At 38.8% G+C, this 24873-nt stretch carries 25 protein-coding genes, 1 CRISPR repeat array and 1 riboswitch; of the genes, 20 read left to right on the forward strand and 5 right to left on the reverse strand.

Features of this window, described 5'->3' with window-relative positions; genetic code table 11:
• Positions 1-7: 7 nt before the first annotated feature.
• Entirely contained in the window at positions 8-1501 is a 1494-nt protein-coding gene (locus U8D43_RS06010; RefSeq protein WP_335870250.1) for a spore germination protein, read from the reverse strand.
• Between the two features lie 127 nt (positions 1502-1628).
• Here U8D43_RS06010 and U8D43_RS06015 point away from each other — a divergent pair, with 127 nt between their 5' ends.
• Positions 1629-1886, forward strand: coding sequence for a DUF2573 family protein (locus U8D43_RS06015; RefSeq protein ID WP_335870252.1), 258 nt, complete (start codon positions 1629-1631; stop codon positions 1884-1886).
• Positions 1887-2070: 184 nt separating this feature from the next.
• Here the strand turns inward: U8D43_RS06015 and U8D43_RS06020 are convergent, their stop codons facing one another.
• Positions 2071-2412, reverse strand: coding sequence for a spore coat protein (locus tag U8D43_RS06020; RefSeq protein WP_335870254.1), 342 nt, complete (start codon positions 2410-2412; stop codon positions 2071-2073).
• 14 nt (positions 2413-2426) lie between these two features.
• A complete protein-coding gene (locus U8D43_RS06025) occupies positions 2427-2687 on the reverse strand; it encodes a hypothetical protein (RefSeq protein ID WP_335870256.1) in 261 nt (86 codons plus the stop codon).
• Positions 2688-2964: 277 nt separating this feature from the next.
• On the opposite strand from U8D43_RS06025, the gene U8D43_RS06030 reads away from it, so the two are divergent.
• Positions 2965-3882 (forward strand): proline dehydrogenase family protein, encoded by a 918-nt coding sequence (locus tag U8D43_RS06030; RefSeq protein WP_335870258.1) that lies wholly within the window; start codon positions 2965-2967, stop codon positions 3880-3882.
• Positions 3883-4241: 359 nt separating this feature from the next.
• Here the strand turns inward: U8D43_RS06030 and U8D43_RS06035 are convergent, their stop codons facing one another.
• Positions 4242-4376, reverse strand: coding sequence for a YuzL family protein (locus U8D43_RS06035; protein ID WP_335870260.1), 135 nt, complete (start codon positions 4374-4376; stop codon positions 4242-4244).
• A 195-nt stretch (positions 4377-4571) separates the two neighbouring features.
• On the opposite strand from U8D43_RS06035, the gene U8D43_RS06040 reads away from it, so the two are divergent.
• From U8D43_RS06040 to gcvH, 7 genes are all read left to right on the forward strand, one after another.
• Positions 4572-6977: a 3-hydroxyacyl-CoA dehydrogenase/enoyl-CoA hydratase family protein gene (locus tag U8D43_RS06040; protein ID WP_442893565.1), complete on the forward strand. Its 2406-nt coding sequence runs from the start codon at positions 4572-4574 to the stop codon at positions 6975-6977.
• Between the two features lie 35 nt (positions 6978-7012).
• Positions 7013-8188: an acetyl-CoA C-acetyltransferase gene (locus U8D43_RS06045; protein WP_335870264.1), complete on the forward strand. Its 1176-nt coding sequence runs from the start codon at positions 7013-7015 to the stop codon at positions 8186-8188.
• 67 nt (positions 8189-8255) lie between these two features.
• Entirely contained in the window at positions 8256-10040 is a 1785-nt protein-coding gene (locus U8D43_RS06050; protein WP_335870266.1) for an acyl-CoA dehydrogenase FadE, read from the forward strand.
• A 557-nt stretch (positions 10041-10597) separates the two neighbouring features.
• A complete protein-coding gene (locus tag U8D43_RS06055) occupies positions 10598-11374 on the forward strand; it encodes an SDR family NAD(P)-dependent oxidoreductase (protein WP_442893566.1) in 777 nt (258 codons plus the stop codon).
• Between the two features lie 32 nt (positions 11375-11406).
• Positions 11407-11709 carry an ArsR/SmtB family transcription factor gene (locus U8D43_RS06060; protein WP_335870270.1) on the forward strand — a complete coding sequence of 101 codons (303 nt, stop codon included), beginning with the start codon at positions 11407-11409 and terminating at the stop codon, positions 11707-11709.
• 11 nt (positions 11710-11720) lie between these two features.
• Positions 11721-12080, forward strand: a complete 360-nt coding sequence (locus U8D43_RS06065; protein WP_335870272.1) for an arsenate reductase family protein — start codon at positions 11721-11723, stop codon at positions 12078-12080.
• Between the two features lie 77 nt (positions 12081-12157).
• Positions 12158-12541 carry a glycine cleavage system protein GcvH gene (gcvH, locus tag U8D43_RS06070; RefSeq protein WP_335870274.1) on the forward strand — a complete coding sequence of 128 codons (384 nt, stop codon included), beginning with the start codon at positions 12158-12160 and terminating at the stop codon, positions 12539-12541.
• Between the two features lie 684 nt (positions 12542-13225).
• Here gcvH and U8D43_RS06075 read toward each other — a convergent pair.
• Positions 13226-13354 carry a hypothetical protein gene (locus tag U8D43_RS06075; RefSeq protein WP_335870276.1) on the reverse strand — a complete coding sequence of 43 codons (129 nt, stop codon included), beginning with the start codon at positions 13352-13354 and terminating at the stop codon, positions 13226-13228.
• A 341-nt stretch (positions 13355-13695) separates the two neighbouring features.
• Between U8D43_RS06075 and U8D43_RS06080 the strand changes: the two genes are divergently transcribed.
• The 11 genes from U8D43_RS06080 to U8D43_RS06130 all read left to right on the forward strand — a co-directional run bounded on the left by U8D43_RS06080 (position 13696) and on the right by U8D43_RS06130 (position 24599).
• Entirely contained in the window at positions 13696-14040 is a 345-nt protein-coding gene (locus U8D43_RS06080) for a toprim domain-containing protein (protein ID WP_335870278.1), read from the forward strand.
• 21 nt (positions 14041-14061) lie between these two features.
• Positions 14062-14376 carry a thioredoxin family protein gene (locus U8D43_RS06085; protein WP_335870280.1) on the forward strand — a complete coding sequence of 105 codons (315 nt, stop codon included), beginning with the start codon at positions 14062-14064 and terminating at the stop codon, positions 14374-14376.
• A 512-nt stretch (positions 14377-14888) separates the two neighbouring features.
• Positions 14889-17297 carry a CRISPR-associated helicase Cas3' gene (gene cas3, locus U8D43_RS06090; RefSeq protein WP_335870282.1) on the forward strand — a complete coding sequence of 803 codons (2409 nt, stop codon included), beginning with the start codon at positions 14889-14891 and terminating at the stop codon, positions 17295-17297.
• Between the two features lie 18 nt (positions 17298-17315).
• Positions 17316-18023 (forward strand): type I-C CRISPR-associated protein Cas5c, encoded by a 708-nt coding sequence (gene cas5c / locus U8D43_RS06095; protein WP_335870284.1) that lies wholly within the window; start codon positions 17316-17318, stop codon positions 18021-18023.
• Between the two features lie 12 nt (positions 18024-18035).
• Positions 18036-19970 (forward strand): type I-C CRISPR-associated protein Cas8c/Csd1, encoded by a 1935-nt coding sequence (gene cas8c, locus U8D43_RS06100; RefSeq protein ID WP_335870286.1) that lies wholly within the window; start codon positions 18036-18038, stop codon positions 19968-19970.
• Entirely contained in the window at positions 19945-20790 is an 846-nt protein-coding gene (cas7c, locus tag U8D43_RS06105) for a type I-C CRISPR-associated protein Cas7/Csd2 (RefSeq protein WP_335870288.1), read from the forward strand. Before cas8c ends, cas7c begins: the two co-directional genes overlap by 26 nt.
• A complete protein-coding gene (cas4, locus tag U8D43_RS06110; RefSeq protein WP_335870290.1) occupies positions 20777-21436 on the forward strand; it encodes a CRISPR-associated protein Cas4 in 660 nt (219 codons plus the stop codon). The genes cas7c and cas4 overlap by 14 nt, the downstream gene beginning before the upstream one ends.
• Complete coding sequence (gene cas1c / locus U8D43_RS06115; protein ID WP_335870291.1) at positions 21433-22464, forward strand: type I-C CRISPR-associated endonuclease Cas1c; 1032 nt, start codon at positions 21433-21435, stop codon at positions 22462-22464. The genes cas4 and cas1c overlap by 4 nt, the downstream gene beginning before the upstream one ends.
• 9 nt (positions 22465-22473) lie before the next feature.
• A complete protein-coding gene (cas2, locus tag U8D43_RS06120; RefSeq protein ID WP_335870397.1) occupies positions 22474-22764 on the forward strand; it encodes a CRISPR-associated endonuclease Cas2 in 291 nt (96 codons plus the stop codon).
• Positions 22765-22922: 158 nt separating this feature from the next.
• Positions 22923-23551: direct repeats of the CRISPR family, unit length 32 nt; unit sequence GTCGCATCTTACATAGGTGCGTGGATTGAAAT.
• Between the two features lie 99 nt (positions 23552-23650).
• Positions 23651-23803 (forward strand): hypothetical protein, encoded by a 153-nt coding sequence (locus tag U8D43_RS06125; protein ID WP_335870292.1) that lies wholly within the window; start codon positions 23651-23653, stop codon positions 23801-23803.
• Positions 23804-24227: 424 nt separating this feature from the next.
• The gene (locus tag U8D43_RS06130; RefSeq protein WP_335870293.1) at positions 24228-24599 is read left to right on the forward strand and encodes a hypothetical protein; all 372 of its coding nucleotides are present in this window, start codon (positions 24228-24230) and stop codon (positions 24597-24599) included.
• A gap of 78 nt (positions 24600-24677) precedes the next feature.
• A riboswitch (SAM riboswitch) is annotated at positions 24678-24789 on the forward strand.
• The last annotated feature ends 84 nt before the right edge of the window (positions 24790-24873 follow it).

The following is a 24873-nucleotide window of genomic DNA, read 5'->3' on the forward strand; positions in this document are numbered from 1 at the left end:
CTTTCGCTTATTCATCAATATCCGCTTTTTGTTTGCTATGTTGCGGTTTTGCAAATCGCTGCGGTTTTTTTGTTCTTAAATATTCGGGACGCCGATTTTGCAGCGAAAATGGAAACCGAATGATCGAATCTCTTAAATCTTGAATCCGAGGTGGAAACAATGGTTCTAAAAAAGGTCTACCAAGTGATGTAAGCCTGAGGAGGTGGGTCATTAATAGACAAAAACAATAGACGATACCAATTAATCCCCATAATTCAGCGAATAATAGAAAGGGGAATCGTAGTAAACGAATCGTATTACCCATTTGGTAAACGGGAGTAGAGAATGAAGCTAAGGCACCTAGTGCGACCAAGATAAGTAAAACATTACTCGTTAATCCTGCTTCTACCGACGCGGTTCCAATAACAATTCCGCCAACAATACCAATCGTTTGGCCAACCTTTGTTGGCAATCTTGCACCTGCCTCACGAAGCAATTCAATCGTTAATTCCAGAAATAATGCTTCTAGAATCGGGGGCAAAGGGATTTCTTGTCTTGACGTGATCAAGGTAGACATTAAATCCTTTGGAATGAGCTCATAATGATAGGTTAGTGCAGCAACGTAAATAGGCGTAATTAAAATTGAGAACGCCACCGCAAATAACCGAACTAGCCGAATAAAGGAAGCGATAATCCAATTCGAAAAATAGTCTTCAAAGGCAGAGAAAAACTCAACAAGCGTTGTTGGTGAAATTAAGGCATGCGGTGATCCATCAACAAGGATGACAATTTTTCCTTCCACTAGTACAGAAGCGGCTCGATCAGGACGTTCTGTATCCAGTATTTGAGGAAATGGAGAAAAAGAGTTATCTGAAATTAGCTGACCAATAATCGTACTATCGATGACTTGATCGATGTCAAGGTCGGTGATACGCTGACGGACTGTCTCGACATTTTGATCGTTGGTGATATTGTCTATGTAAATAAGGCCTACTTTTGTTTGGGAAACAGTCCCCACCACTATTTCTTCAATAATAAGTTCTTTTTGCGGAATTCTTTTACGAAGAAGATTAATATTTTGGATAATCGACTCAGCGAACGCTTCTTTCGGACCTTCAACCGTAAATTCTACTTCAGGTGAAGAGAGACTTCGGCCTTCAACTTTTCGAGCTGGAATGAGCACGAAGGAATCGGGGTGACTGGCAAACGTAACCAAAATGGAACCTCGCAGTAAATGATTATCAATTAAGCTCTTATCCGTTAATACCTTAATTCCTGTTACGGGAATAAGATCATGGAGATCATTTGGATTCTCTAGTGAGTTCTTTAATAAATAAGGAAGAATACTCTTCCGCACGATTTCCTGATCAACAAGGGTGAAAATGTAATGAAAGGAAAATTTTTCGCCATTATCTGAACAATACTCTATCCCTTTATAGTCCGCCGATAGACTAAGATGAGGTAATAGTTCAGTATCTTGCTTCTTCTTCGAATTTTTTTTCTTTCGGATGATTAATTTCATAAAATTACCTCGTTAAAACATAATATGGTTAGTTTGCCTAATTTTTTGGAAAGTATGAGAACCAACCCAAAAGTGAAGAAAGAAATTCTCTTTGGTATAGTAGGAGTAAAGAAGGAGTGGTAGATGTATGAATAAAGAAACGTTTGAAGCACAATTTGATGGGTTGTTAGAAAAGTACACAGAGTTGTTACTTGGAGAGGCTTCTCCAGAACTAAAAGAAAAAGTAGAAAAATGGGCTCTATACACGTATATTGCCAAATCAATGCCTCCACTTGTAAAACATTGGAATACTGAATACCCTGAGAGCAGAGAGGAAATAAAAAAACTCATTCTTGAAATTAAGGAACTTAATGACCAACACCGAGAAGAGAAGAAAAAAAGCTAGCAGAATGTGCTAGCTTTTTTGGTGAAGGAAGAACGTGAGAATCTTTAAATAATTTTTGTTTTAGCTCAGTCTCCATCGGAACGAGAGCATTAGCCACGCCTAGTCAAGAGGCATAGAGCGCATCAGGTCAGTCCTCTCGATTTATGCTTGTCGCCGAGCGGGGCGCCATGCGCATTTCTTGTGGTTATTGCACACCATTACTATAAGGAAATTGAGACGAGTAGCCCTGAAACTGCTGATGCGATTGTTGCAGTTTTTGTTGATCAGCCGCCTCTAATTTATACCATCCGTTTCGGAACATACAGTTGAATAATTCCCTTTGTGCATTTTGCGTTTCATTAAAGATGGAAAGGATATCTTGATATAGGGCGTCATGACTCGCTTCGTTTAAGGCAGTACAGTAAGAATCCGTCATATATTTTTCAGTTGCCAGTAGATCATTAACAAAATCGCGGTCATTCATTTGTGGTGTTTTAGGAATTTGCGTTTCGGGATTTTGAATTTGATTGTTCTGTTGGTTTTGCATAACTAAGCCCCCATTTACATATAAGTTTGATTTTGTGGTGGTTGTGCAGTGTTTAAGTGAGTCAAAATTTGATTGTAATGTCGTTGATGCATTTGTCCACACTTATCTAGTTCAGCCTTTAATTCAGCATTTTGACAATGCTCTGCTAAAAAATGTGATTTTTTCATCGCAAGCAGATTCCAAGAGAGCATATCATTTAAGTATAGTGAATCTTTGGTTGTTATCATTTGAGGTGGAGTCGTGTACGTTTGATCGCCCATTTGATTTTGTTGCATAAAATTCCCTCCTAAAAATGTATTCAAAAACTCCTCAGAAAAATAGGCTTTCCCGAGCAGTTCGTTACCATTCATTAGCTTTCCTCTACGCCTTGTCACTATGCATATATCAAGAGAGAAATAATAATAATAATTTCACATAACATTGATTTTTGTATATTCAAATAAACCAAAAAATGATAAAATAAAGTGAAAAGTGGGGAGAGGTAAGACCTCTATATTTTTTTCGTCAAAAAAGTAACCGCTTTCATATATTTCTCTTTTGGGGGTATACAACATGGAACAGGTCATGCGTAACTTTTTCTTATTTTTATCAAAAAATCGAGGTCTGACCAAGTTGGCCAAACGTTATGGCCTTAAATTTGGTGCAGGCAGATTTGTGGCCGGTGAGAGCATTGGGCAAGCAACGAAAGTTATCCAAGAGTTAAATAGAAAGGGGCTTGTTGTGACAATCGATTTCTTAGGAGAGTTTGTCGACAACGAAGCAGAAGCCAATGAAATGGCGGTTCATTCAATTATGGCGATTGAAGCAATTGGTCGAGAGAACCTCGAATCACAACTCTCTTTAAAACTGACCTCAATGGGTCTTGATATCGCAGAAGCGGTCGTGATGCGAAATATGCGCAAGATTTTAACAGCTGCTCAAAAAAATAATGTGTTTGTAACGATTGATATGGAAGACTTTTCGCACTGTGGCAAAACATTAACCACCTTTAAACAGTTAAAAAGTGAATTTGACAATATCGGCACAGTGATTCAAGCCTATTTGTATCGAACTGAAGAGGATATAAAAGAATTGAATGCATATGCTCCGAATCTTCGTCTTGTAAAAGGAGCGTATAAGGAATCATCAGAAGTCGCTTTTCCAGAAAAGAGTGATGTAGATGAAAATTTCAAAAAAATCATTAAAATGCACTTATTAAATGGACATTACACAGCAGTTGCCACTCATGATGAGGCAATGATTGATTATACAAAACAACTAGTGAGAGAACACAATATTCCTCACGATCAGTTTGAATTTCAAATGCTATATGGGATTAGAGCAGAACGTCAGCTAGAGCTACAAAAAGAAGGCTATAAAATGCGGGTTTATGTCCCATATGGAACAGATTGGTACGGTTACTTTATGAGACGATTAGCCGAAAGACCTGCCAATGTTGGCTTTGTGGTCAAAGGAATTTTTCAAAAATAAAGGCGTTATTTTTAACGTCTTTTTTCTTTGGATAGGACTCCCTTCAGACACATTGTTGCGGTTTAATCTAATTCTAGGTGGAATAGGCCATTCTGGTAGGGATTTTTTAACAAAATAAACGAATAGGTGCCCCGGGATCGATCCTTTTAAGGGAATAGATATTGCTGAGAAAAGCGACGATCTTTTGGGAAGCCCTTCACACAGAAAGTTTGGCAATTTAACTGTATTTATTAGAAATACGAACAACATGAGTAGTATTCTTCCACTCTGATACGGAAAAATCCCTCCATTATTCCTTAAATAGTAATTTTCAAACAAAACAGCCAATCACAAAGATTAGCTGTCCGCATACACTATACTTAAGGTTGCTTTTTGTACTGATTGTTTTGACTGTTTACTTTTCCACCACCATCATACTCAGGTGTCGGGCCAGCATCACCTTTTACGCTTGCAGCACTTACAGCAGCTTTCGAAGGATTTTTTTTCCGTTTCATATTATCCACCTCCAACACTAGTATTCCCGGGATTTTGCAGTTCATTACAAATAAAAAAAACAGTATTTTTTGAAAATTTATCATATTTTAATAGTTAAAATATTGCGCTTTCTTCCATTTTCTTATATATTATATATAGTAGAACTCATTCGAGGGATTTTTTTTGGCAATAAAATGAATGAGTATTCATTCAAGATGTCAAAGGGGGAAATATACGTGACGAAACAAATCAAAAAAGCAGCCGTTTTAGGATCTGGGGTAATGGGGTCTGGAATCGCCGCTCACTTAGCAAACATTGGAATTCCAACACTATTACTAGATATTGTACCGCGTGAAGTAACAGATGGTGAAAAAGCAAAAGGACTGACATTAGAAGATAAAGTCGTTCGTAACCGCATTAGTGAAAACGCTTTAAAAAAGTTATTAAAACAAAAACCAGCACCACTAACTTCGAAAAAGAACTTGGAACTGATTCAAGCAGGTAACTTTGAAGACGACATGAACCAATTAAGCGATGTTGATTGGATCATAGAAGTCGTTGTAGAGAATTTAGATATAAAGAAAAAAGTGTTCCAACAAGTGGAAGAGCATCGTAAAGTGGGAAGCATTGTTAGCTCAAATACTTCTGGCATATCGGTGGAAGCAATGGCAGAAGGACGTTCAGCAGATTTTCAACGTAACTTCCTAGGCACACATTTCTTTAATCCACCTCGTTACTTAAAATTACTTGAAGTGATTCCGACGAAACACACGGATCCTGAAGTTCTTCAATTCATGAAAACATTTGGTGAAGATGTGCTAGGAAAAGGCGTTGTATTTGCGAAAGATACGCCAAACTTTATCGCTAACCGAATTGGAACTTACGGTCTTCTTGTCACGGTACAAGAAATGGTAAAAGGTGGTTTCAGTGTCGGAGAAGTGGATTCAGTAACTGGACCTTTGATCGGAAGACCTAAGAGCGCTACTTTCCGTACGTTAGATGTTGTCGGACTAGATACATTCGCTCATGTTGCCAAAAATGTGTATGACCAAGTTGAAGGCGCTGAAAAAGAAGTGTTTGCAACGCCTGAATTTATGAAGAAAATGATTGAAAATGGCTGGTTAGGAAGTAAATCAGGGCAGGGATTCTTCTTGAAAAAGGGAAAAGAAATCCTTGAGCTCAATACGGCAACCTTAGAATATCAGGAACGCAAAAAGTTAAAAACACCTGCTCTTGAAATGAGCAAGCAGCAAAAAGGAGCAAAGCGTAAACTGAAATCGTTAGTGTATAGTGACGACAAAGCTGGCAACTTATTATGGAATATTTTATCCCCTGTTCTTCTGTATTCTGCTGAGCTCTTTGGCACGATTGCGGATGATGTTGTCGCAATCGATCAAGCAATGAAATGGGGATTTGGTTGGGAATTCGGTCCGTTTGAAACTTGGGATGGGATCGGAATCGAAGCTTCTGTGAAGAAAATGCAAGCAGAAGGAAAGGAAATTCCTGCATGGATTACCAATATGCTTGCAGCTGGTCACACTTCTTTTTACAAAGAAGTAGAGGGAGAACTCTTCTTCTTCCATGAGGGTGATTACAAAAAAGTGGAACGAAATGAAAAAGAAATCGACCTAAAATTGTTGAAAAAACAAGGCAAGTTAATCAAGAAAAATACAGGTGCTAGTTTAATTGATATTGGTGATGGAGTCGCCCTTTTAGAATTCCACTCGCAAAACAATGCGATTGGAATGGACATCATTCAAATGGTGAATTTTGCAGTAGATGAAGTAGAGAAGAACTATAAGGGCCTTGTTATCGGAAATCAAGCGAAAAACTTCTGTGTGGGAGCCAACTTAGCACTGATCTTAATGGAAGCACAAGATGATAATGTTTTTGAAATAGAAATGGTGATTCGTCACTTCCAACAAGCGATGTTAAAAATGAAATATAGCCATAAACCAGTTGTCGCAGCACCATTTGGTATGACTCTTGGTGGTGGAGCAGAGATGTGTTTACCAACCGACCATATCCAAGCTTCGATGGAAACGTATATGGGACTGGTTGAAGTCGGAGTCGGACTAATCCCTGGCGGAGGCGGAAACAAAGAGCTGTATATGAAGTATCTAGCCAGCCTACCAACAGGCGTTGATTTTGATCTTCAAAAAGTAGCGAATTCTGTTTTTGAAAGTATTGCGATGGCAAAAGTTTCAACATCTGGTGAAGAAGCTAGAGACAACAACTTCATCAACAAAGCTGATGGAGTGAGCGTGAACGGAAATCATCAATTGTATGACGCGAAACAAGCTGTGCTTTCATTAAGCGAAGCCGGTTATACACCTCCAGTACGCACAAAGGTACCAGTCGTAGGAGAGCCGGGCTATGCGACCCTACTATTAGGAGCCCAAGCCATGATGAACTCTGGTTATATTTCAGAGCATGATTTGAAAATTGCTAAAAAACTAGCTTACGTCATTGCAGGCGGAAAAGTACCATACGGAACAGAAGTAGATGAACAATACTTACTTGACCTTGAACGCCAAGCATTTGTTGAGCTTGTAGCTGAACCAAAATCACAACAAAGGATGCAACACATGCTTGTCAAAGGTAAGCCATTACGTAACTAAGAAATGGTAATTTAAGAGAAAAGGGGAGATCCATCATGCGTGAAGCGGTCATCGTGAGTGGTGCTAGAACACCAGTCGGAAGAGCGAAGAAAGGAACATTAGCCTCTGTAAGACCAGATGATTTAGGGGCACTAGTGGTAAAAGAAACATTAAAGCGTGCTGGAAATTATGAAGGGAATATAGATGATTTAATCATCGGTTGTGCGATGCCAGAAGCGGAACAGGGTCTGAATATGGCAAGAAACATTGGCGCACTAGCTGGTCTTCCAAATACAGTACCAGCCATTACGATCAATCGTTACTGTTCTTCAGGCTTGCAGTCCATTGCCAATGCAGCCGAGAAAATTATGATTGGTCATGCCGATACAATCATTGCAGGTGGAGCAGAATCAATGAGTTTAGTGCCTATGATGGGTCATGTTGTCCGTCCGAACGCAACATTAGCAGAAACAGCACCGGAGTACTATATGGGCATGGGTCATACTGCTGAAGCTGTTGCCCAAAAATATGGTATCTCACGTGAAGATCAAGATGCATTTGCGGTAAGAAGTCATCAGCGTGCGGCAAAAGCATTAGCAGAAGGAAAGTTTGCGGATGAAACAGTAGCCGTGGATGTGACACTTCGCTCTGTAGATGAGAATAATAAATTAGTAGATAAAGAGCTTCAATTTTCAAAAGATGAAGGTGTTCGTCCAAATACAACCGCCGAAGTACTAGGAAAGCTACGCCCAGCATTCAATGTCAGAGGTTCCGTAACAGCCGGAAACTCTTCGCAAACCAGTGACGGAGCAGCAGCTGTAATGGTCATGGATCGTGAAAAATCAACTTCACTTGGATTAACTCCGATGGCCAAGTTTCGTTCCTTTTCAGTAGCTGGTGTAGCACCTGAAATTATGGGAATTGGACCAGTTGAAGCAATTCCGAAAGCACTGAAGCTAGCGGGCTTAGAATTATCCGATATCGGATTGTTTGAACTAAATGAGGCGTTTGCTTCTCAATCGATACAAGTTATTCGTCAGCTAGGTTTAAATGAGGACATCGTCAACGTAAATGGTGGTGCCATTGCACTTGGTCATCCACTTGGATGTACGGGTTCTAAATTAACGCTTTCCCTCATCCATGAAATGAAACGTCGTAATCAACAATTTGGTGTTGTCACCATGTGTATTGGTGGCGGCATGGGTGCTGCTGGAGTATTTGAACTGATTTAATTGGATTTAGGAGGCGATGATTGTCGCCTCTGCTATACATTTTTACCATTCTAAGGAGGAATTATTAATGACGAATTCAACAGATAAATTAGTAAAAGGCGGAAGTTTTTTAATTGAAGATGTATCGTATGACCAAGTGTTTACACCTGAAGAGTATTCAGATGAGCAATTAATGATTGCCAAAACAACAGAAGATTATGTAGCGAAAGAAGTTTTACCAGTTGTGGAGAACCTTGAAAATCATGAGTTTGAACACTCTGTTCGCTTACTAAAAGAAGCAGGAGACCTTGGTCTACTTGGAGCAGATGTGCCAGAAGAGTACGGCGGTCTCGGACTAGACAAAGTAAGTTCTGCGTTAATTGCTGAGAAAATGTCACGTGCAGGAGGATTCTCGATTACACACGGGGCTCACGTAGGAATCGGTTCCCTACCAATTGTATTATTTGGTGATGAAGATCAAAAAAATAAATACTTACCCCCTCTTTCTACGGGAGAATTAATTGCGGCTTATGCATTAACGGAGCCAGGTTCAGGTTCAGATGCATTAGGAGCAAAAACAACTGCGAAGCTTAATGCTGAGGGTACTCACTATGTATTGAATGGTGAAAAACAATGGATCACAAACGCTGGTTTTGCCGATGTGTTCGTGGTGTATGCGAAAATTGACGGCGAGCAATTCTCAGCCTTTATCGTAGAGCGTGAGTTTGCTGGAGTGTCAACTGGTGCTGAAGAGAAAAAGATGGGAATCAAAAGCTCGTCTACTCGTACATTAATTCTTGAAGATGCTCAAGTTCCAGTTGAAAACCTATTAGGTCAAGCGGGCAAAGGTCATATTATCGCCTTTAATATCCTAAATATCGGTCGTTACAAATTAGGAGTAGGTGCTGTTGGAGCGTCTAAGCGCGCGCTAGAAATTGCCTTACAATATGGAAACCAACGTCAACAATTTAAAACACCAATTTCTGCTTTTAACTTAACAAAAGAGAAATTCTCTACGATGGCAGCTAAACTGTATGCGGCGGAAAGCTCTGTCTACCGTACAGTTGGATTATTTGAAGACCGTATGAGTCAATTAACAGACGAAGAAGTGAAAAACGGAAAAGAAGTAGCTAATTCGATCGCAGAATATGCGATTGAGTGTTCTTTAAATAAAGTATTTGCAACAGAAGTGTTAGATTACATTGCTGATGAAGGCGTCCAAATCCATGGTGGATATGGCTTTATGCAAGAATATGAAATTGAAAGAATGTACAGAGACTCTCGGATTAATCGTATCTTCGAAGGAACGAATGAAATCAACCGCCTATTAGTACCAGGCACATTCCTTCGTAAAGCGATGAAAGGTGAATTACCTTTACTTCAGAAAGCTCGAGCTCTTCAAGAAGAATTAATGATGATGATGCCAGAAGAAGTTGGCGATGCGCCATTAGCACAAGAAAAAATGCTTGTGAAAAATGCGAAGAAAATTGGTTTATTAGCAGCGGGTCTTGCAGCACAAAAATTTGGCAAGGCGCTTGAAAAAGAACAAGAAGTCCTAGTTAACATTGCCGACATCGTATCCAATGCTTATGCAATGGAATCAGCTGTTCTTCGTACAGAGAAAGCAATCGAAACTCAAGGTCTTGAAAAAGCCCAGCAAAAACTACTCTATACGCAAATCTTCTGTCAAGAAGCGTTCATTGAAATTGAACAACACGCCAAAGAAACATTAGTTGCGGTAGAAACAGGCGATTCTTTACGCATGATGCTGTCAGCTCTTCGTAAACTAATTCGCTACACACCAGTAAATGTAGTTGCATTAAAACGTGAAGCATCAGAGAAATTAGTCGATGCAGAGAAATACGCCCTATAATATTGAGCATAAAAGAGAGTCCCATTGGGCTCTCTTTTTTATGTGGATAACTATGCGGGAACGGATATTCTTGGAAAGGTATAGGGGAAAGGACTTGTGATGACAACATTCCTTCGTTTTGAATTGGGAATGTAGCTTTGAAGTTGGGGCATTTTAAAGAAGTAGTATAGCTTTTAAGATGATTACTTGTATGACTATTTATGCACGACATTGATGCGTTACTGCACAATTTTGAGGCTCGAATGCTCGACGTTAAGGCCAGAATGCAGAACTTCAGTTTACTAGGCTGTTTTCGCAAAGTTTGTAGTTTTTCGTAGCAGTTTATTATCTTTGATAAAGCTTTGTTTCGGGTATCATTTCGTCTGTTTTGGATGAAAATTAACAGTGAAGTAGAAAAATTAATTGATAATCAGATGAAATAGCCACAAGGTAAACGAGAAGAGCCATTTAGTATTATCTTTACCCCTCGAAATCAGCCCGCTTGACGTAAGGAGGTAGTTATAATATTATATGTTTAAACATTTAAACTTATATTAAGGATTAAAGGAGAAGAAATGATGAAATCAACCGTTCTAATTACAGGTGCTTCTGGAGGCATTGGGTTAGCATTAGCAAAGCTATTTGCTCAAGATCAGCATAATCTAGTACTCGTGGCTCGAAGTGAAGATAAATTAAATGAAATTGCACAGGATTTATCGAAAAAACATAGCATCAAAGTTAATGTGATTGTAAGTGACTTATCCAAGCCACAAGCGGCCAAACAACTATTCGAAGAAACGAAACGGAGAGGCTTGGTCATTGATTCACTGATCAATAATGCTGGTTTTGGTTTGTTTGGTGAATTTGAGAAAACAGATATGCAAAGGGAATTAGAGATGATTCAAGTGAACATAACCGCAGTAACCGAGTTAAGTAAGTATTTTGGACAAGAGATGGTAGAGCGAAAACAAGGACAGGTACTAAATGTGGCATCAACAGCTGCTTTTCAACCAGGTCCACTTATGGCTGTCTATTATGCAACGAAAGCTTATGTGCTCTCATTCTCGGAAGCTCTCTCGAATGAATGGAAAGATTCGGGAATTACGGTATCTGCATTATGCCCCGGTCCAACTAGCACTGGCTTTGGGGATCAAGCGGAACTCGGTCAGTCTAAGCTCTTCAAAAGTGGTGTAATGGATGCTGAATCGGTTGCGAGAAAAGCGTATGAAGGCTTAAAACAAGAAAAAACAGTGGTGATTCCAGGAATGAAAAATAAAATCCTAGCCAAGGCCGTTCGCTTAATGCCAAGAAGCATCGTTCCAAGCATTGTTCGTAAAGCCCAAGACCGAGTATAATGGAAGGTGAAACCGGAGAAAGGAAGTACATTATGGGGCAAAAAGCTATTGAAACATTTCGTTCTTGCATACCGCTTTTTCAAGCGCTAAGCGATCCATATCGTCAAGATATTATCTTACTATTAGCGGAAAAGCAGCCAATGACGGTAAATGAAATCACTGAGAACTTAACGCTTTCTCGACCAGCTGTTTCGCATCATTTAAAAATGCTTCGCGATCAAAAGCTTGTTTCGATTGTGCAAAAGGGAACACAAAGATATTACTCACTAGAATTAGCGGATGCAACTGAACTACTAAAAGAACTAATCTATACAGTAGAAACAACTTGTAATTAAGGAGTGTAGTAATGGTAACTTTTTATCAATATCCTAAGTGTGGGACGTGTAGAAAAGCAAAAAAATGGTTAGAAGAAAATAATGTGCAGGTAGATGATATCCACATTGTCGAAAATCCGCCATCAGCCGAATTACTTAAACAGCTACATGAGAAGAGCGGACTTGAATTGAAAAAATTCTTCAATACTTCCGGACAAAAATACCGTGAGCTCGGAATGAAAGACCGCATGAAAACGGCAACAGAGGAAGAACTACTGCAATTACTTGCGTCAGACGGAATGTTAATTAAACGACCAATTGTTACAGACGGGCAAAAAGTGACCGTTGGATTTAACGAAGAGCAATTTGAGAACTCATGGGTGAATTCTTGAAAATAAAAAGGGATTTCTTGCTTTTTGTCGAATAGATATGGGAAGATTAAGTTGACTATAGGTTTGGAGGGATTTTAATGAGCACACCAAAAGAATTACGTTATTCAGAAGAACATGAATGGGTAAAAGTAGAAGGCGAGCAACTGAGAATTGGTATTACTGAATTTGCCCAGTCGGAGCTTGGAGATATCGTTTTTGTTGAGCTTCCACAGGTGGGAGATGAAATCAAAGCGGACGAGCCCTTTGGAAGTGTTGAATCTGTGAAAACAGTTTCAGAACTTTATGCTCCACTGAGCGGTAAAGTCGTAGCAATAAATGAAGAGCTTGATGACTCACCAGAATTTGTCAATGAATCTCCTTACGAAAAAGCATGGATGGTCGTTGTTGAACCAACAGATATGGCTGATGTAGAGAAATTGATGACATCAGAGCAATATGATGAAATGATTAACGAAAACTAAACAGCGTAAACAAAACACCTTGGAGCAACTCCATGGTGTTTTGTTTTGGAATTGGGAAAGCTAACTCTATCTCCATACTAAAGAAGGAGTTGTGTTACGCTCACACCGAAAAAATTAGATGTTACAGAGCGTGTCATGGCTAAAATAGAACAAAATCATTTAGCTTTTTATTTAGAGAGTCAATTGAGTCAAATTCATAATTGCATTAACTAGCCATATCATGCCAGCATATAGTTGAAGACGGTTTAATTCAACTATATGTTGCATCCTAATGGCGATATAGAGGTGTTATGAAATTGAATAAATTGATTGGGAAAATGAACTTACCGGAAGAAGGGCTCAACCTCAGTCTAGAACCTAGTTTTAATCGGACACTTCGAAGGTTTTTCAGTACTACACTGCAACCAAGGTGGTTGGTGCTAGGAGAGACAGAATTCCTGTCTCTTTTTTTTGCAAGAGTCTTTTCGTATACATTATGGTTTTTTCATCTGGTTTTTGATTAAATCGCCCATTTCCATATTGATTCACATTAAAAATAGACGGATCTAGCTGCAGTGGCTAGCAGCTATGGGACAAATAACATCCAACTCCAAAGGTCAGGACCTTCTCCGTCGGATAACATTTGCCCGCCACTGCTGGGCGAGCCCCTTCCGCATTTCGTGATCTAGCTGCAGTGGCTAGCAGCTATGGGACAAATAACATCCAACTCCAAAGGTCAGGACCTTCTCCGTTGGATAACATTTGCCCGCCGCTGCTGGGCGGAGCCCCTTCCGCATTTCGTGATCTAGCTGCAGTGGCTAGGGACTCGGGCATTTGTCAGCCCACTCTGTCAACAAAATATCGTTTTTGAGCGGAAATATTGCAAAAATGCATAAAAAAAGAGAAAATATTTAGATAATGTAAGTTTTTTTCGTCCACTATACATGAAATGTGATTACAATAACATATACTTACTTAAAGGCTGTTTTCGCAAAAATTGTGGCTTTTCTTATTGGAACAAAACCCTTGACTTGTATGACTTCGTGCTCTTTTCCTGATGAGAAATTTTTCATTTATAGACAAAAAGTAGGAAAGTACACGAAAATACTTTATTGCCTGTTTTTTCTTTGGGTCAGAAGCAACAAAATATTCGAAAAGAGCTAAGGTGATGCTGGATGAACGAACTTGAAGAAAAGGTCATCATTGTTGAAGGCACCTCGGACAAGCGAAAAGTAAAGAAAATTGTTAAAGAACCTGTAGAGATTATCTGCACAAATGGAACCATTAGTCGCACAAAGCTAGACGAAATTATTGATGCATTATTTCACCGAGAAGTGTATGTGTTAGTAGATGCAGATCAAGCTGGCGAAAAACTACGAAAGCTCTTTATTCGTGAATTTCCAGAGGCCGAGCATTTATACATTGATCGAATGTATAAAGAAGTCGCCTGCGCACCTGGACAACACTTAGCCTCTGTTTTACTAAGCGCGAATATCGATGTACATGCTGAATTTTTATGAAAAAGGATGAGTTTGAAGAAAATGGTGACAAATTGGACAACCGCTGAATTAGAAGAAAAACTAGAAAAGCAACCCATAATCGCATTATACCTCTACACCCCCATGTGTGGTACATGCCAAGTGGCAGGGAGGATGTTAGACGTCACTAGTGAGCTCCTTCCCTCTTTTCCGATTGGAAAAATGGATCTGAACTTTGCGCCAGAGTTGGCTGAAGAGTATGGTGTTGAGAGTGTTCCATGCCTTCTGACCATGATAGATGGAGAATTGCACCAAAAGATTTACGCATTTAAGTCTGTTCCTTATTTGTATGAAGAATTGAAATTGATTAGCGAGTAAAAAAACAACTACAGGTTGTTTTTTTTTGAGTTATTGTGAAATGCTAGCAGAGGTGGGAGAAGTAACTAGGTAGATGAAAGACCAGACCACGCAAGAAAATCGCGAAGTGGTGCGCAAACATGAAAGATGTGCATAAGAAGAGGAAAGTCGTGTACAAATCGAAAAAGAGGTGCACAAAGATAGAAAAGTCGTGCACAAAAGGCAGGAAGTGGTGCGCAAAAGTGAAAGATGTGCATATACCACCTAACTCTTGAATAAATCAAGGTCAATCCAATCCCCTCAAAGTCGTACAAATAAGAAATGTCTTTACGCATCCCATTAAAACTCGAATGCAAATCAGAAGTTGCCCCCCCATTCTCAATGAACAATCCACAATCCAAACGCAAGATTATTATAGGGATATAGATCTGAAATAGATTGAATATTCACAAGGAATAGTATAATCTTCCTGTTTTTTTCTGTATAATAAAGGTAATTAGAGTCGGAATTAGTATAAATGTAGGAGGTGGAGTATGAACTATATAGCTCATATACGAAACAGCGATGGTGAAGAACAGTCATTAGAGAAACATTTAGAAGGTGTAAGTAGCTTAGCGGCTAGTTATGGTGAAAAAATTGGACTTAAACATTTGGCTGAACTTGCAGGCATATTACATGACGCTGGGAAGATTAGTGATGAGTTCCAACAGTACTTAAAGTTAGCTGTCTACGACCCGGAACACGCACCTCGGAAAGGGAGTGTAGATCACTCTACCGCAGGAGGTAAATGGATTTATGAAAAATTACATCAAACCTCATCAGCTCCATCACAAAAATTATTAGCAGAAATAGTAAGCAATTTAATTATTTCTCACCATATGGGCCTACAAAATTTTCTATCTCCTGAACTTACATCAGATGTGCTCTATCGAGTAATAGAAAAAGACTTGCCTGGTTATGAGCAAGTCAAGAAAAATTTACCCAATATTCTTCAAAATCATGATGTGGACACGCTCATACATACGTCTTTAGGAGAATTAATACACGTATTAAAACTCCCGTTACTTACCGCAGATAGACTTCCCTTTACATTGGCTCTTCTATCTAAGTATTTATTTAGTTGCCTAATTGACGCTGACCGAACAGAAACTAGAGTGTTTGAAGAAAAAGAAGATACGCCCTTACCGAAAAATCACCAAGAATTATTTCTCGGTTATTATCATCGATTAATTTCTCATGTACAACTTCTAAAAGAAAAAAGTGACCCATCAAATCCAATTCATCGTCTTAGGGCAGAAATGTCGGTGCAATGTGATCAAGCTGCTACCAAACCACCAGGCATTTATACTCTCTCCATCCCAACTGGCGGCGGGAAAACATTAGCCAGTTTAAGATATGCATTAAGACACGCCACTCATCATAAAAAAGAGCGAATCATTTATATAGTTCCCTACACAACCATTATTGAACAAAACGCCGCGGACGTAAGGAAGATACTGATGGATGACGCAAATATTTTAGAGCATCACTCCAATGTGATCCAAGAGGATTGGTTAGTAGACAAAGAGGATGATCCAGATTACGTGAAAAATAAGAAGTTAAAGCTGGCAAAGGATAACTGGGATTCTCCTATTATATTCACAACGATGGTCCAATATTTAAACACTTTTTACTCAAGAGGAACGAGAAATGTGAGGCGACTCCACAATTTAGCTAATGCGATTTTAATATTTGATGAAGTCCAATCCGTTCCGGTTAACTGCATTTCGTTATTCAACGAGTCGATCAATTTTTTAAGAGATGTTTGTCGTTCAACGATATTATTATGTACAGCCACACAGCCAGCGCTTGATGAGGTTAAAAAGAAAATGAGCAAGCCAGATGGGGAATTAATTCAACAGTTAGAGCAAGTCACGAAAGCGTTTAAACGGGTGAATTTAATGGACAGCATATCGGTGGACGGCTGGGATACAGATGATGTAGCAGAATTTATAAAAGAAAAAGTGGAAGAGGAACAGAGTGTACTGTGCATCTTGAACACGAAAACAGTGGTTCGTAAATTATACGAAAAGCTAAAGGAGGAGAACTTATCAGCCTCTTTATATCATCTTAGTACGAGCATGTGCGCAGCCCACCGCATACAGATATTAGCAGAGGTCAGGAGCAAGCTAAGTACTGGAGAAAAGGTGATTTGTTTAAGCACGCAATTGATTGAGGCCGGGGTGGATGTAAGTTTTGGCTCAGTCATCCGCTCACTAGCTGGTTTAGATTCGATTGCACAAGCTGCCGGAAGATGTAATCGTCATGGTGAGAAGAAAACAGGAAATGTCTATATTATTAAACATCGAGAAGAGAATCTACAACATCTAAAGTCAATAAAGGTTGGTGCTGAAATAACAGCTAAAATCATCCTAGACAGACAAGGTGGTTCCTTAGATGATTTGTTGTCTCAAAAAACAATGAAGTATTATTTTCAGTCCTACTATCACGAAATGAAAGGAGATTTAGACTATTTTATTCCAAAGTTAGAAACAGATATGACCTCCCTATTAAATGAAAATGGGGTCTATGCAAATAGCTTTGAACATGCAACCGGTAAGCCTTTTCCGCTTATTTTAAGATCGAGTTTAAAAACAGCAGCAAATCATTTTGAAGTCATTGATAGTCCTGCTAGTAGTGTGATTGTGCCTTATGGGGATGGAGAAGACATCATTGCTGATTTAAATGAAAACTTATCGATTGAGATATTTTCAGAAGTGATGAAGAAAGCGCAGCAATACACTATTGGAGTCTATGCACACGAATTAAATCAACTATCAAAAAACGGAGATATTATTAGTTTAAGAGATGGACAGTTTTTAATCTTAAGAGAGAATGCGTATGACCTTCATTATGGTCTGAATGTAGCAGGAGAAGTAGAAATGGATACGTTATTCGGTTAGATACGAAAGGATGATAGCATGCGGAATTCAATCGAATTTGAAGTGTATGGAAAGTATGCCTTATTTACAGATCCGGTGACAAAAATTGGTGGAGAGAAGTGTTCCTACCAGGTCCCAACCTATCAGGCTTTAAAAGGAATTGTAGAATCGATCTATTGGAAGCCGACGATCATTTGGGTGATTGACTCGGTGCGAGTGATGAATCCAATACAGATGGAGTCGAAAGGAATGAGGCCAATTGTGTATAAAGGAGGGAATACACTAGCGTATTACTCCTATCTAAAGGATGTAAAATATCAAGTTAAAGCTCACTTTGTTTTTAACCCACACCGAGAAGAACTAGCTTTTGATAGAAATGAAAATAAACATCATAATATTGCGAAGCGGGCAGTTAACGTTGGGGGAAGGAGAGACATCTTTCTTGGGACAAGGGAATGTCAAGGATATGTAGAGGCTCTAACCTTTGGAGATGGGGAAGGGTTTTATGATCAATATGAAGGAGAAATCCACTTAGGAACCATGGTTCATGGGATCAATTATCCTGACGAAACGGGAAGGGAGATGATGGAAACTAGACTTTGGAACCCAGTAATGAAGAAGGGGATTATGGATTTTATCGCTCCTGAAGATTGTCGAATTGTAAGACCAATAAAGAAGGTACAAACCAAGGGATTCTCTAGTGATACGATGCTGTCAGTCGATGAACTCTATGAAGAGTACAGTTAAGGAGGTGAGAAAGTGAGTTGGTTATTGAATTTATACAAGACCTACGAAAATAATTTGGAGCATGTAGGGGAAATTCAAAGAAAATATAACGGACAAGAATATGCTTTATTGCCAGTTGCTCATACAACTCAACATGCTCAAATAGAAGTTACTATTACAGAAAGCGGCGATTTTCATTCGGCCAAAGTAATTAGTAAAGATGATGCAAATACGATTATTCCATGCACTGAAGGATCATTTAGTCGAACAAGTAAACCTGTCCCACACCCTTTACATGATAACTTAATTTATGTCGCAGGAGATTATGTGAAATATGGAGGCGTCTATAAAAATGGTCAAAATCTGTACGACCTATACATGACCCAATTATTAGAATTCGCTCAATCAGAGTATGCTCACCCTAAAGTGAAAATAATACATAAATACCTATCAAAATCGAGCCTAATTACAGACTTAATCCTAGAATCAATTGTGCATGTAAATCGTTCAGGTAATTTTATATCTAAATGGTCGAAACAGGTACAAGAAGAGTATGGCGACAAACCAGAACTTTTTAAGGTACTCTCAGACACTCAAGAGAAAGCAACAGTAAGGTTTAATGTCCATTTTGGTGATGAAAAAATTACTGATAAGGTTTGGAATGATAAAGATGTTCATGATTCATTTGTGAATTTTTATAATTCTAAGCTCAGTGAAGATGAATATTGCTACATCTCAGGCTTGAATCGACCCAAGACAGAAAAACATTCAAGTAAAATACGTCATGCAGCGGATATGTCTAAATTAATATCTGCGAATGATAGCACGGGGTTTACTTATAGAGGGCGATTTTCACAAGATAGTGAAGCAGCCAATATCTGCTATGACGTTTCCCAAAAAGCCCACAACGCGTTAAAGTGGCTCATTCAAAAACAGGGACGTGTGATTGACGGACGAGTGTTTCTCGTCTGGGGTAATGAAGAAGCAAAGGTCGCTTCCCCGCATGATGATTTCTATTCGTTATTGAATGAACTAGGAAAAGAGGAAGAAGAGCCGAATAAGGAACAGGATCAAACTCATGAAACCTATGCCAAAAAAGTAACACTGGCAATGGCTGGTTATAAAAAAGATTTAACCTATCAATCTGACAACATTAATATCCTTATCTTGGACGCTGCCACACCAGGGAGAATGGCGGTTGTGTATTATCGGAATTTAGACAAAGAGCAGTATATTCACAATATTGAACACTGGCATCAAACAAGTAGTTGGCTCCATAAATACAGAAAAGATGAAGATAAGAAAATGATACCATTTCCGGGGGCTCCCTCCTTAAAGGATATTGCAAACATTGCTTATGGTAGGAATGCAAGCGATAAATTGATTAAGCAAGTCATTGAAAGGTTGTATCCTTGCGTAATTGATCGAGCGAAATTGCCACCAGATATAATGAGAAATGCTTACTTTAAAGCCATCAATCCGGTAGCGCTGGAATACTGGGAATGGGAGAAAACTTTGAGTATTACGTGTTCTCTGATAAAAAAGCATTATGAAAAGGAGGAGTATGACGTGGCATTAGAGATTGAAAATACGGAACGAGATTACCTTTTTGGTAGATTATTAGCTGTTGCAGATGTCCTAGAAAAAAGAGCCCTTACAAATAATGATTCCCAACGAGTTACAAATGCACAACGGTACATGAATGCCTTTGCAAAACATCCGACAAGAACATGGGATATCATCCAATCTAATCTCCAACCATACCAAGCACGATTAGGAGCAAAGGGTGGCTATCTTACAAGTATGATCGATGAAATTGCCTCTAAGATGAACACATCAGATTTCACTAACAAAACGTTAACACCGGTATTTTTATTAGGGTTCTACTCACAAAGACATGAGCTTTACCAAGGAAAAAAACAATCTAAAGGAGATGAAGAAAATGGAAGTACTAGCGAACAAGATTGATTTTGCCGTTGTATTATCTGTGAAAAATGCCAATCCGAATGGAGATCCTCTGAACGGGAATCGTCCTCGACAAAACTATGACGGGTATGGAGAAATCTCAGATGTTTGTCTTAAGAGAAAAATCAGAAATCGACTTCAGGATATGGAAGAAAAGATTTTTGTGCAATCCGATGAAAAGAAATCCGACGAGTTTAAGAGTTTAAAAGATCGTGCTGATAGTATTCCAGAACTCAAAAAAGCGGATAAAGACAAAGATAAAGACCTGTTTGCTAAGATTGCTTGTGAAACTTGGGCAGATGTTCGAAGTTTTGGTCAAGTGTTCGCTTTTAAAGGAGACGTCCTATCTGTAGGAGTGCGTGGTCCAGTGTCGATCCATCCGGCGACAAGTTTACATCCCATCGATATTTCTTCAATTCAAATTACGAAATCTGTCAACTCTACTACTTCAGATAAAAAAGGTGCGGACACAATGGGAATGAAGCATCGTGTCGACTTCGGGGTATATGTGTTTTATGGCAGTATTAATACACAGCTTGCTGAAAAGACGGGTTTTACAAGAAGAGATGCGGAAAAGATTCAAGAAGCACTGAGAACTCTTTTTGAAAATGATAGCTCATCTGCACGTCCAGAAGGATCAATGGAAGTCCACAGACTATACTGGTGGGAGCATGCATCCAAAATGGGGCAGTATTCATCCGCTAAAGTCCATCGATCTTTAAAAATGGAGCTACAAACTGAAGAGCCTAATTCGTTCGAGGATGTACATTTGTATGTGGAAGAATTAGATGGCTTAGAAGTGAAGGAATATGAAGGAATATGATGAAGAGCAATTTCTTTCCTTGTCTGGTATCCAGCATTTTCAATTTTGTAAACGCCAGTGGGCATTAATTCACATTGAACAGCAATGGGAAGAGAATGTAAGAACCGTAGAAGGGCAGCATTTGCATAATCGAGCGGATTCTCCATTTATCCGGGAAAAAAGAAACGAGAAACTGATCGTCAGGGCCTTACCTGTGCAATCAAGAGAATTAGGTGTGACTGGTGTTTGTGATGTAGTAGAATTTCATAAACATGCAAGTGGAGTGCCCATTCAGGGTTCCTCCACTCTCTATATGCCAATTCCGATTGAATATAAAAGAGGTAAACCTAAAAAAGATGATGTTGATATTTTACAATTAACCACTCAAGCTATGTGTTTAGAGGAGATGCTAGCTTGTGAAGTGTCATTTGGATATTTATTTTATAATGAAATTAAGCGGAGAGAAAAAGTGGAGCTTACCGCTGAATTGAAAAAGAAAGTCAGAGATATTTTTGAAGAAATGCATCAATATTATCACAAAAGACATACACCAAAAGTAAAAACAGGTGCGTTTTGTAAAAACTGTTCTCTACAACATATTTGTATACCAAGACTAATGACAAAAGAGTCAGTAAGTAAATACATCGCTAGGAGCATAGGGGAATGAAGAAGTTATTAAATACTTTATTTGTAACAACTCCAGATGTGTACTTAACCTTAAATGGTGAAAATATCGTGATCCTTAAAGAGGATGAAAAATTAGCACGATTCCCACTCCATAATTTAGATTCGATTTATACATTTGGCTACACCGGTGCCAGTCCTGCTCTAATGGGGAAATGCGCAAAAGATAGTATTCCCCTGGTTTTTTTAACTCGAAATGGCAAATTTTTAGCCAGAGTTGTTGGAGAGAATAGAGGAAATGTTGTGTTAAGGAAAACGCAATATCGTCTTTCAGAAAATGAGGAAAAGTCAGTAAGAATTGCAAAGAATTTTATTATTGGAAAAGTGTTTAATGCTAAATGGATGGTAGAAAAAGTTACAAGGGAACACCCGTTGAGAATAGAATTGGGGAAGTTTAAAGAAGTTTCTAAAGGACTAACAGGGCTGCTGAAAGTGATCCAAAATACGATGGATTTAGAGACTTTGCGAGGATACGAAGGTCAGGCGGCGATTTTGTACAATAGTGTGTTTGATCAAATGATTTTGCAGCAGAAGGAAGAATTCTACTTCCATGGTCGCAATCGTCGTCCGCCACTGGACAATGTAAATGCCATGCTTTCATTCGCATATACATTGTTAGCCAATGATTCGGCATCTGCCTTAGAAGGGGTAGGGCTAGACTCTTATGTAGGATTTATGCACCAAGACCGTCCCGGGCGAGCATCCCTAGCACTAGATTTAATGGAAGAACTAAGAAGTGTATATGCCGACCGTTTTGTTCTATCTTTAATTAATAAAAGAACAATTAATTCCAATGACTTCGTAAAAAAAGAGAGTGGCGCTGTGCTTATGAAGGATGATGCACGAAAGAAGTTCCTAAAAGCGTGGCAAGAACGAAAACAAGATAAAATTACCCATCCGTTCTTGGGAGAAAAAATATCTTGGGGACTTGTGCTCCATGTGCAGGCACTATTGCTCGCAAGGCATCTGCGAGGAGATTTGGACGAATATCCTCCATTTTTATGGAAGTAGGTGATGAGTTTGCTAGTTTTAATTACGTATGATGTTTCCACGATAGATAGTGGTGGTCCAAAGCGGTTGCGAAAAGTGGCCAAGCTATGCCTGGATTACGGTCAAAGGGTGCAAAATTCTGTCTTTGAGTGTGTGGTTGATGCGGCTCAGTTTACGGAATTAAAATACAGACTTGAACAAACGATTGACCCAACTAAAGATAGTTTACGATTTTATAAGCTTGGGAATAATTATAAATCAAAGGTAGTTCATGTGGGGACGAAGGAAGCATATGATATGCAGGATCCATTAATTATTTGAGTGCGGATGTGAAGTGATCATGATTTTCCCGGGGGATCCGCACCAGATATTTAGGTAATGTTACAAGGGAATTACGGAAATGTTATTCGTTGGTCATCTCCTTGTAATGTTGGTTTGTTGCTTGTAAAGGAAATTGAGTTTTATTGCCAAAATTGGCTGTCGCATCTTACATAGGTGCGTGGATTGAAATAAAATAGGACAATGAATTTATTTGTAAAAACTCGTCGCATCTTACATAGGTGCGTGGATTGAAATATGCCTGATGTGATTAATTTACCGTAATCGTTATGTCGCATCTTACATAGGTGCGTGGATTGAAATAGTAAACGGGGGACCTACCCATATCGTTGATTTGGTCGCATCTTACATAGGTGCGTGGATTGAAATAGGGACATTACGATAAATTATTAAAAGGAGTAAGTCGCATCTTACATAGGTGCGTGGATTGAAATTGGAAATATTTAAGTACTCAGCTACATCTTTTTGGGTGTCGCATCTTACATAGGTGCGTGGATTGAAATTCGATAGATTCTATCGCTTCATCGATTGCATCGTGTCGCATCTTACATAGGTGCGTGGATTGAAATGGAATAAATCCTGACACGATTAAAACCAGCTTGTAGTCGCATCTTACATAGGTGCGTGGATTGAAATTGCAATTTTACGGAGCAAACCGGACAGGACGTTGGGTCGCATCTTACATAGGTGCGTGGATTGAAATAAGTAATTCATCAATTGTATGGATTGCGTTATCTGTCGCATCTTACATAGGTGCGGGGATTTAAATGACTGACTCTCAATAACATCTTTGTATTTCGTCAAACCATAAAAAGTGCATAGTGAGAAAATATTTGATATGACCTTTCTCATGAAAAAGGAGGAAAAGATGATTAATTTAAATTGCAGTGAGATGATGAGAACAGAAGAAACAGCAAGACGTTGGGGGTATAAAAGTGACTCAACAATACGAAGATCCATCAATGAATTCCCAACAGGGACCGCGCGGAATTTTGGTCGATCTTGGGTTGTTATTACATAGGGAGTCAGAGAAGAATTTAAAAGAGATGAGTTGATAAATACCGACACGAAATAAATTATCTGATACAGTGTAATCTACAATTTGCGTTGTATACAATTGATGTTTGAGCATTCTAAAGAACATAAAGAAACAATTCCAGATAATCGGTTGGTTAGCATCTGAGTATTCAAAAAGGTGAAAAGGCATAGATATAAAGCTTAAAGTCTTTGTACATCATATACCACAGTAAACCCTCTATACAGATACAATAAGTCAGGAAGATAATTAACCCGTTGGCCTTCCTATTTACAGCGAAATCCGACTCCTGCTCTAAAACCCTGCGAAATCTCTACAATTCCCACTGAAATATGTCGAGTAATAAATAGAGGATTTCCCCAAAAATTAAAGAATACATTGAAAAAGCATGTATATGGGAGGAATCACTTTGATCGATCACCTCAATCAATTGATTACGACATATGAGTCCAGACCCCACATCCAAAAACTATTACCTCACAACAACATCTATTTTTCATTTAAAACTACAAATGATATCTGGCATCTTAAATGGGGACCCAGCGGAATAGTTATTGAAATAGCAACACAAAATTTTGTTTATTTTACGGTATCTGGTTCATTGTCAGACCTAACAGATTTATTAACTGCAAATCAAAAAATGTCATCATTTGTTTTGTCCGGTCGCATTCAAGTAAAAGGCAGATACCGTGATTACCTCCGCCTAGAATCACTCCTCTGGCTATGCCGAAACCATGAAACTGTTGAGAATCATTATGAAAAAAAAGTGTTGACACGCTAATTTTACCCATGATACAATCACAAACATAAATTACTTCTACGTAAGTACATTAAAACTTTAATTGAATAAAGCGATAGACTCTTATCAAGAGTGGTGGAGGGATGTGCCCTATGAAACCCGGCAACCGTCAACGTTACGTTGAAATGGTGCCAATTCACACGAATCACATTTGTGGTTTGGGAGATGAGAGAAAGGAATAGATTATGTATGCCTTTCTGCTCTTCTGCGGAAAGGCATTTTTTATTGGGTGAAACAGATACTATACTAGCAGAAT

The organism is Bacillus sp. 2205SS5-2 (assembly GCF_037024155.1).
In the GTDB taxonomy this organism is placed as follows: domain Bacteria; phylum Bacillota; class Bacilli; order Bacillales; family Bacillaceae_K; genus Bacillus_CI.

Bases quoted from the DNA above. Each gene is read 5' to 3' on its own strand.
- U8D43_RS06010 (WP_335870250.1), bottom strand. From the start codon at position 1,501: ATGAAATTAATCATCCGAAAGAAAAAAAATTCGAAGAAGAAGCAAGAT.
- U8D43_RS06015 (WP_335870252.1), top strand. From the start codon at position 1,629: ATGAATAAAGAAACGTTTGAAGCACAATTTGATGGGTTGTTAGAAAAG.
- U8D43_RS06020 (WP_335870254.1), bottom strand. From the start codon at position 2,412: ATGCAAAACCAACAGAACAATCAAATTCAAAATCCCGAAACGCAAATT.
- U8D43_RS06025 (WP_335870256.1), bottom strand. From the start codon at position 2,687: ATGCAACAAAATCAAATGGGCGATCAAACGTACACGACTCCACCTCAA.
- U8D43_RS06030 (WP_335870258.1), top strand. From the start codon at position 2,965: ATGGAACAGGTCATGCGTAACTTTTTCTTATTTTTATCAAAAAATCGA.
- U8D43_RS06035 (WP_335870260.1), bottom strand. From the start codon at position 4,376: ATGAAACGGAAAAAAAATCCTTCGAAAGCTGCTGTAAGTGCTGCAAGC.
- U8D43_RS06040 (WP_442893565.1), top strand. From the start codon at position 4,572: ATGTCAAAGGGGGAAATATACGTGACGAAACAAATCAAAAAAGCAGCC.
- U8D43_RS06045 (WP_335870264.1), top strand. From the start codon at position 7,013: ATGCGTGAAGCGGTCATCGTGAGTGGTGCTAGAACACCAGTCGGAAGA.
- U8D43_RS06050 (WP_335870266.1), top strand. From the start codon at position 8,256: ATGACGAATTCAACAGATAAATTAGTAAAAGGCGGAAGTTTTTTAATT.
- U8D43_RS06055 (WP_442893566.1), top strand. From the start codon at position 10,598: ATGAAATCAACCGTTCTAATTACAGGTGCTTCTGGAGGCATTGGGTTA.
- U8D43_RS06060 (WP_335870270.1), top strand. From the start codon at position 11,407: ATGGGGCAAAAAGCTATTGAAACATTTCGTTCTTGCATACCGCTTTTT.
- U8D43_RS06065 (WP_335870272.1), top strand. From the start codon at position 11,721: ATGGTAACTTTTTATCAATATCCTAAGTGTGGGACGTGTAGAAAAGCA.
- gcvH (WP_335870274.1), top strand. From the start codon at position 12,158: ATGAGCACACCAAAAGAATTACGTTATTCAGAAGAACATGAATGGGTA.
- U8D43_RS06075 (WP_335870276.1), bottom strand. From the start codon at position 13,354: ATGCCCGAGTCCCTAGCCACTGCAGCTAGATCACGAAATGCGGAAGGG.
- U8D43_RS06080 (WP_335870278.1), top strand. From the start codon at position 13,696: ATGAACGAACTTGAAGAAAAGGTCATCATTGTTGAAGGCACCTCGGAC.
- U8D43_RS06085 (WP_335870280.1), top strand. From the start codon at position 14,062: ATGGTGACAAATTGGACAACCGCTGAATTAGAAGAAAAACTAGAAAAG.
- cas3 (WP_335870282.1), top strand. From the start codon at position 14,889: ATGAACTATATAGCTCATATACGAAACAGCGATGGTGAAGAACAGTCA.
- cas5c (WP_335870284.1), top strand. From the start codon at position 17,316: ATGCGGAATTCAATCGAATTTGAAGTGTATGGAAAGTATGCCTTATTT.
- cas7c (WP_335870288.1), top strand. From the start codon at position 19,945: ATGGAAGTACTAGCGAACAAGATTGATTTTGCCGTTGTATTATCTGTG.
- cas4 (WP_335870290.1), top strand. From the start codon at position 20,777: ATGAAGGAATATGATGAAGAGCAATTTCTTTCCTTGTCTGGTATCCAG.
- cas1c (WP_335870291.1), top strand. From the start codon at position 21,433: ATGAAGAAGTTATTAAATACTTTATTTGTAACAACTCCAGATGTGTAC.
- U8D43_RS06125 (WP_335870292.1), top strand. From the start codon at position 23,651: ATGATTAATTTAAATTGCAGTGAGATGATGAGAACAGAAGAAACAGCA.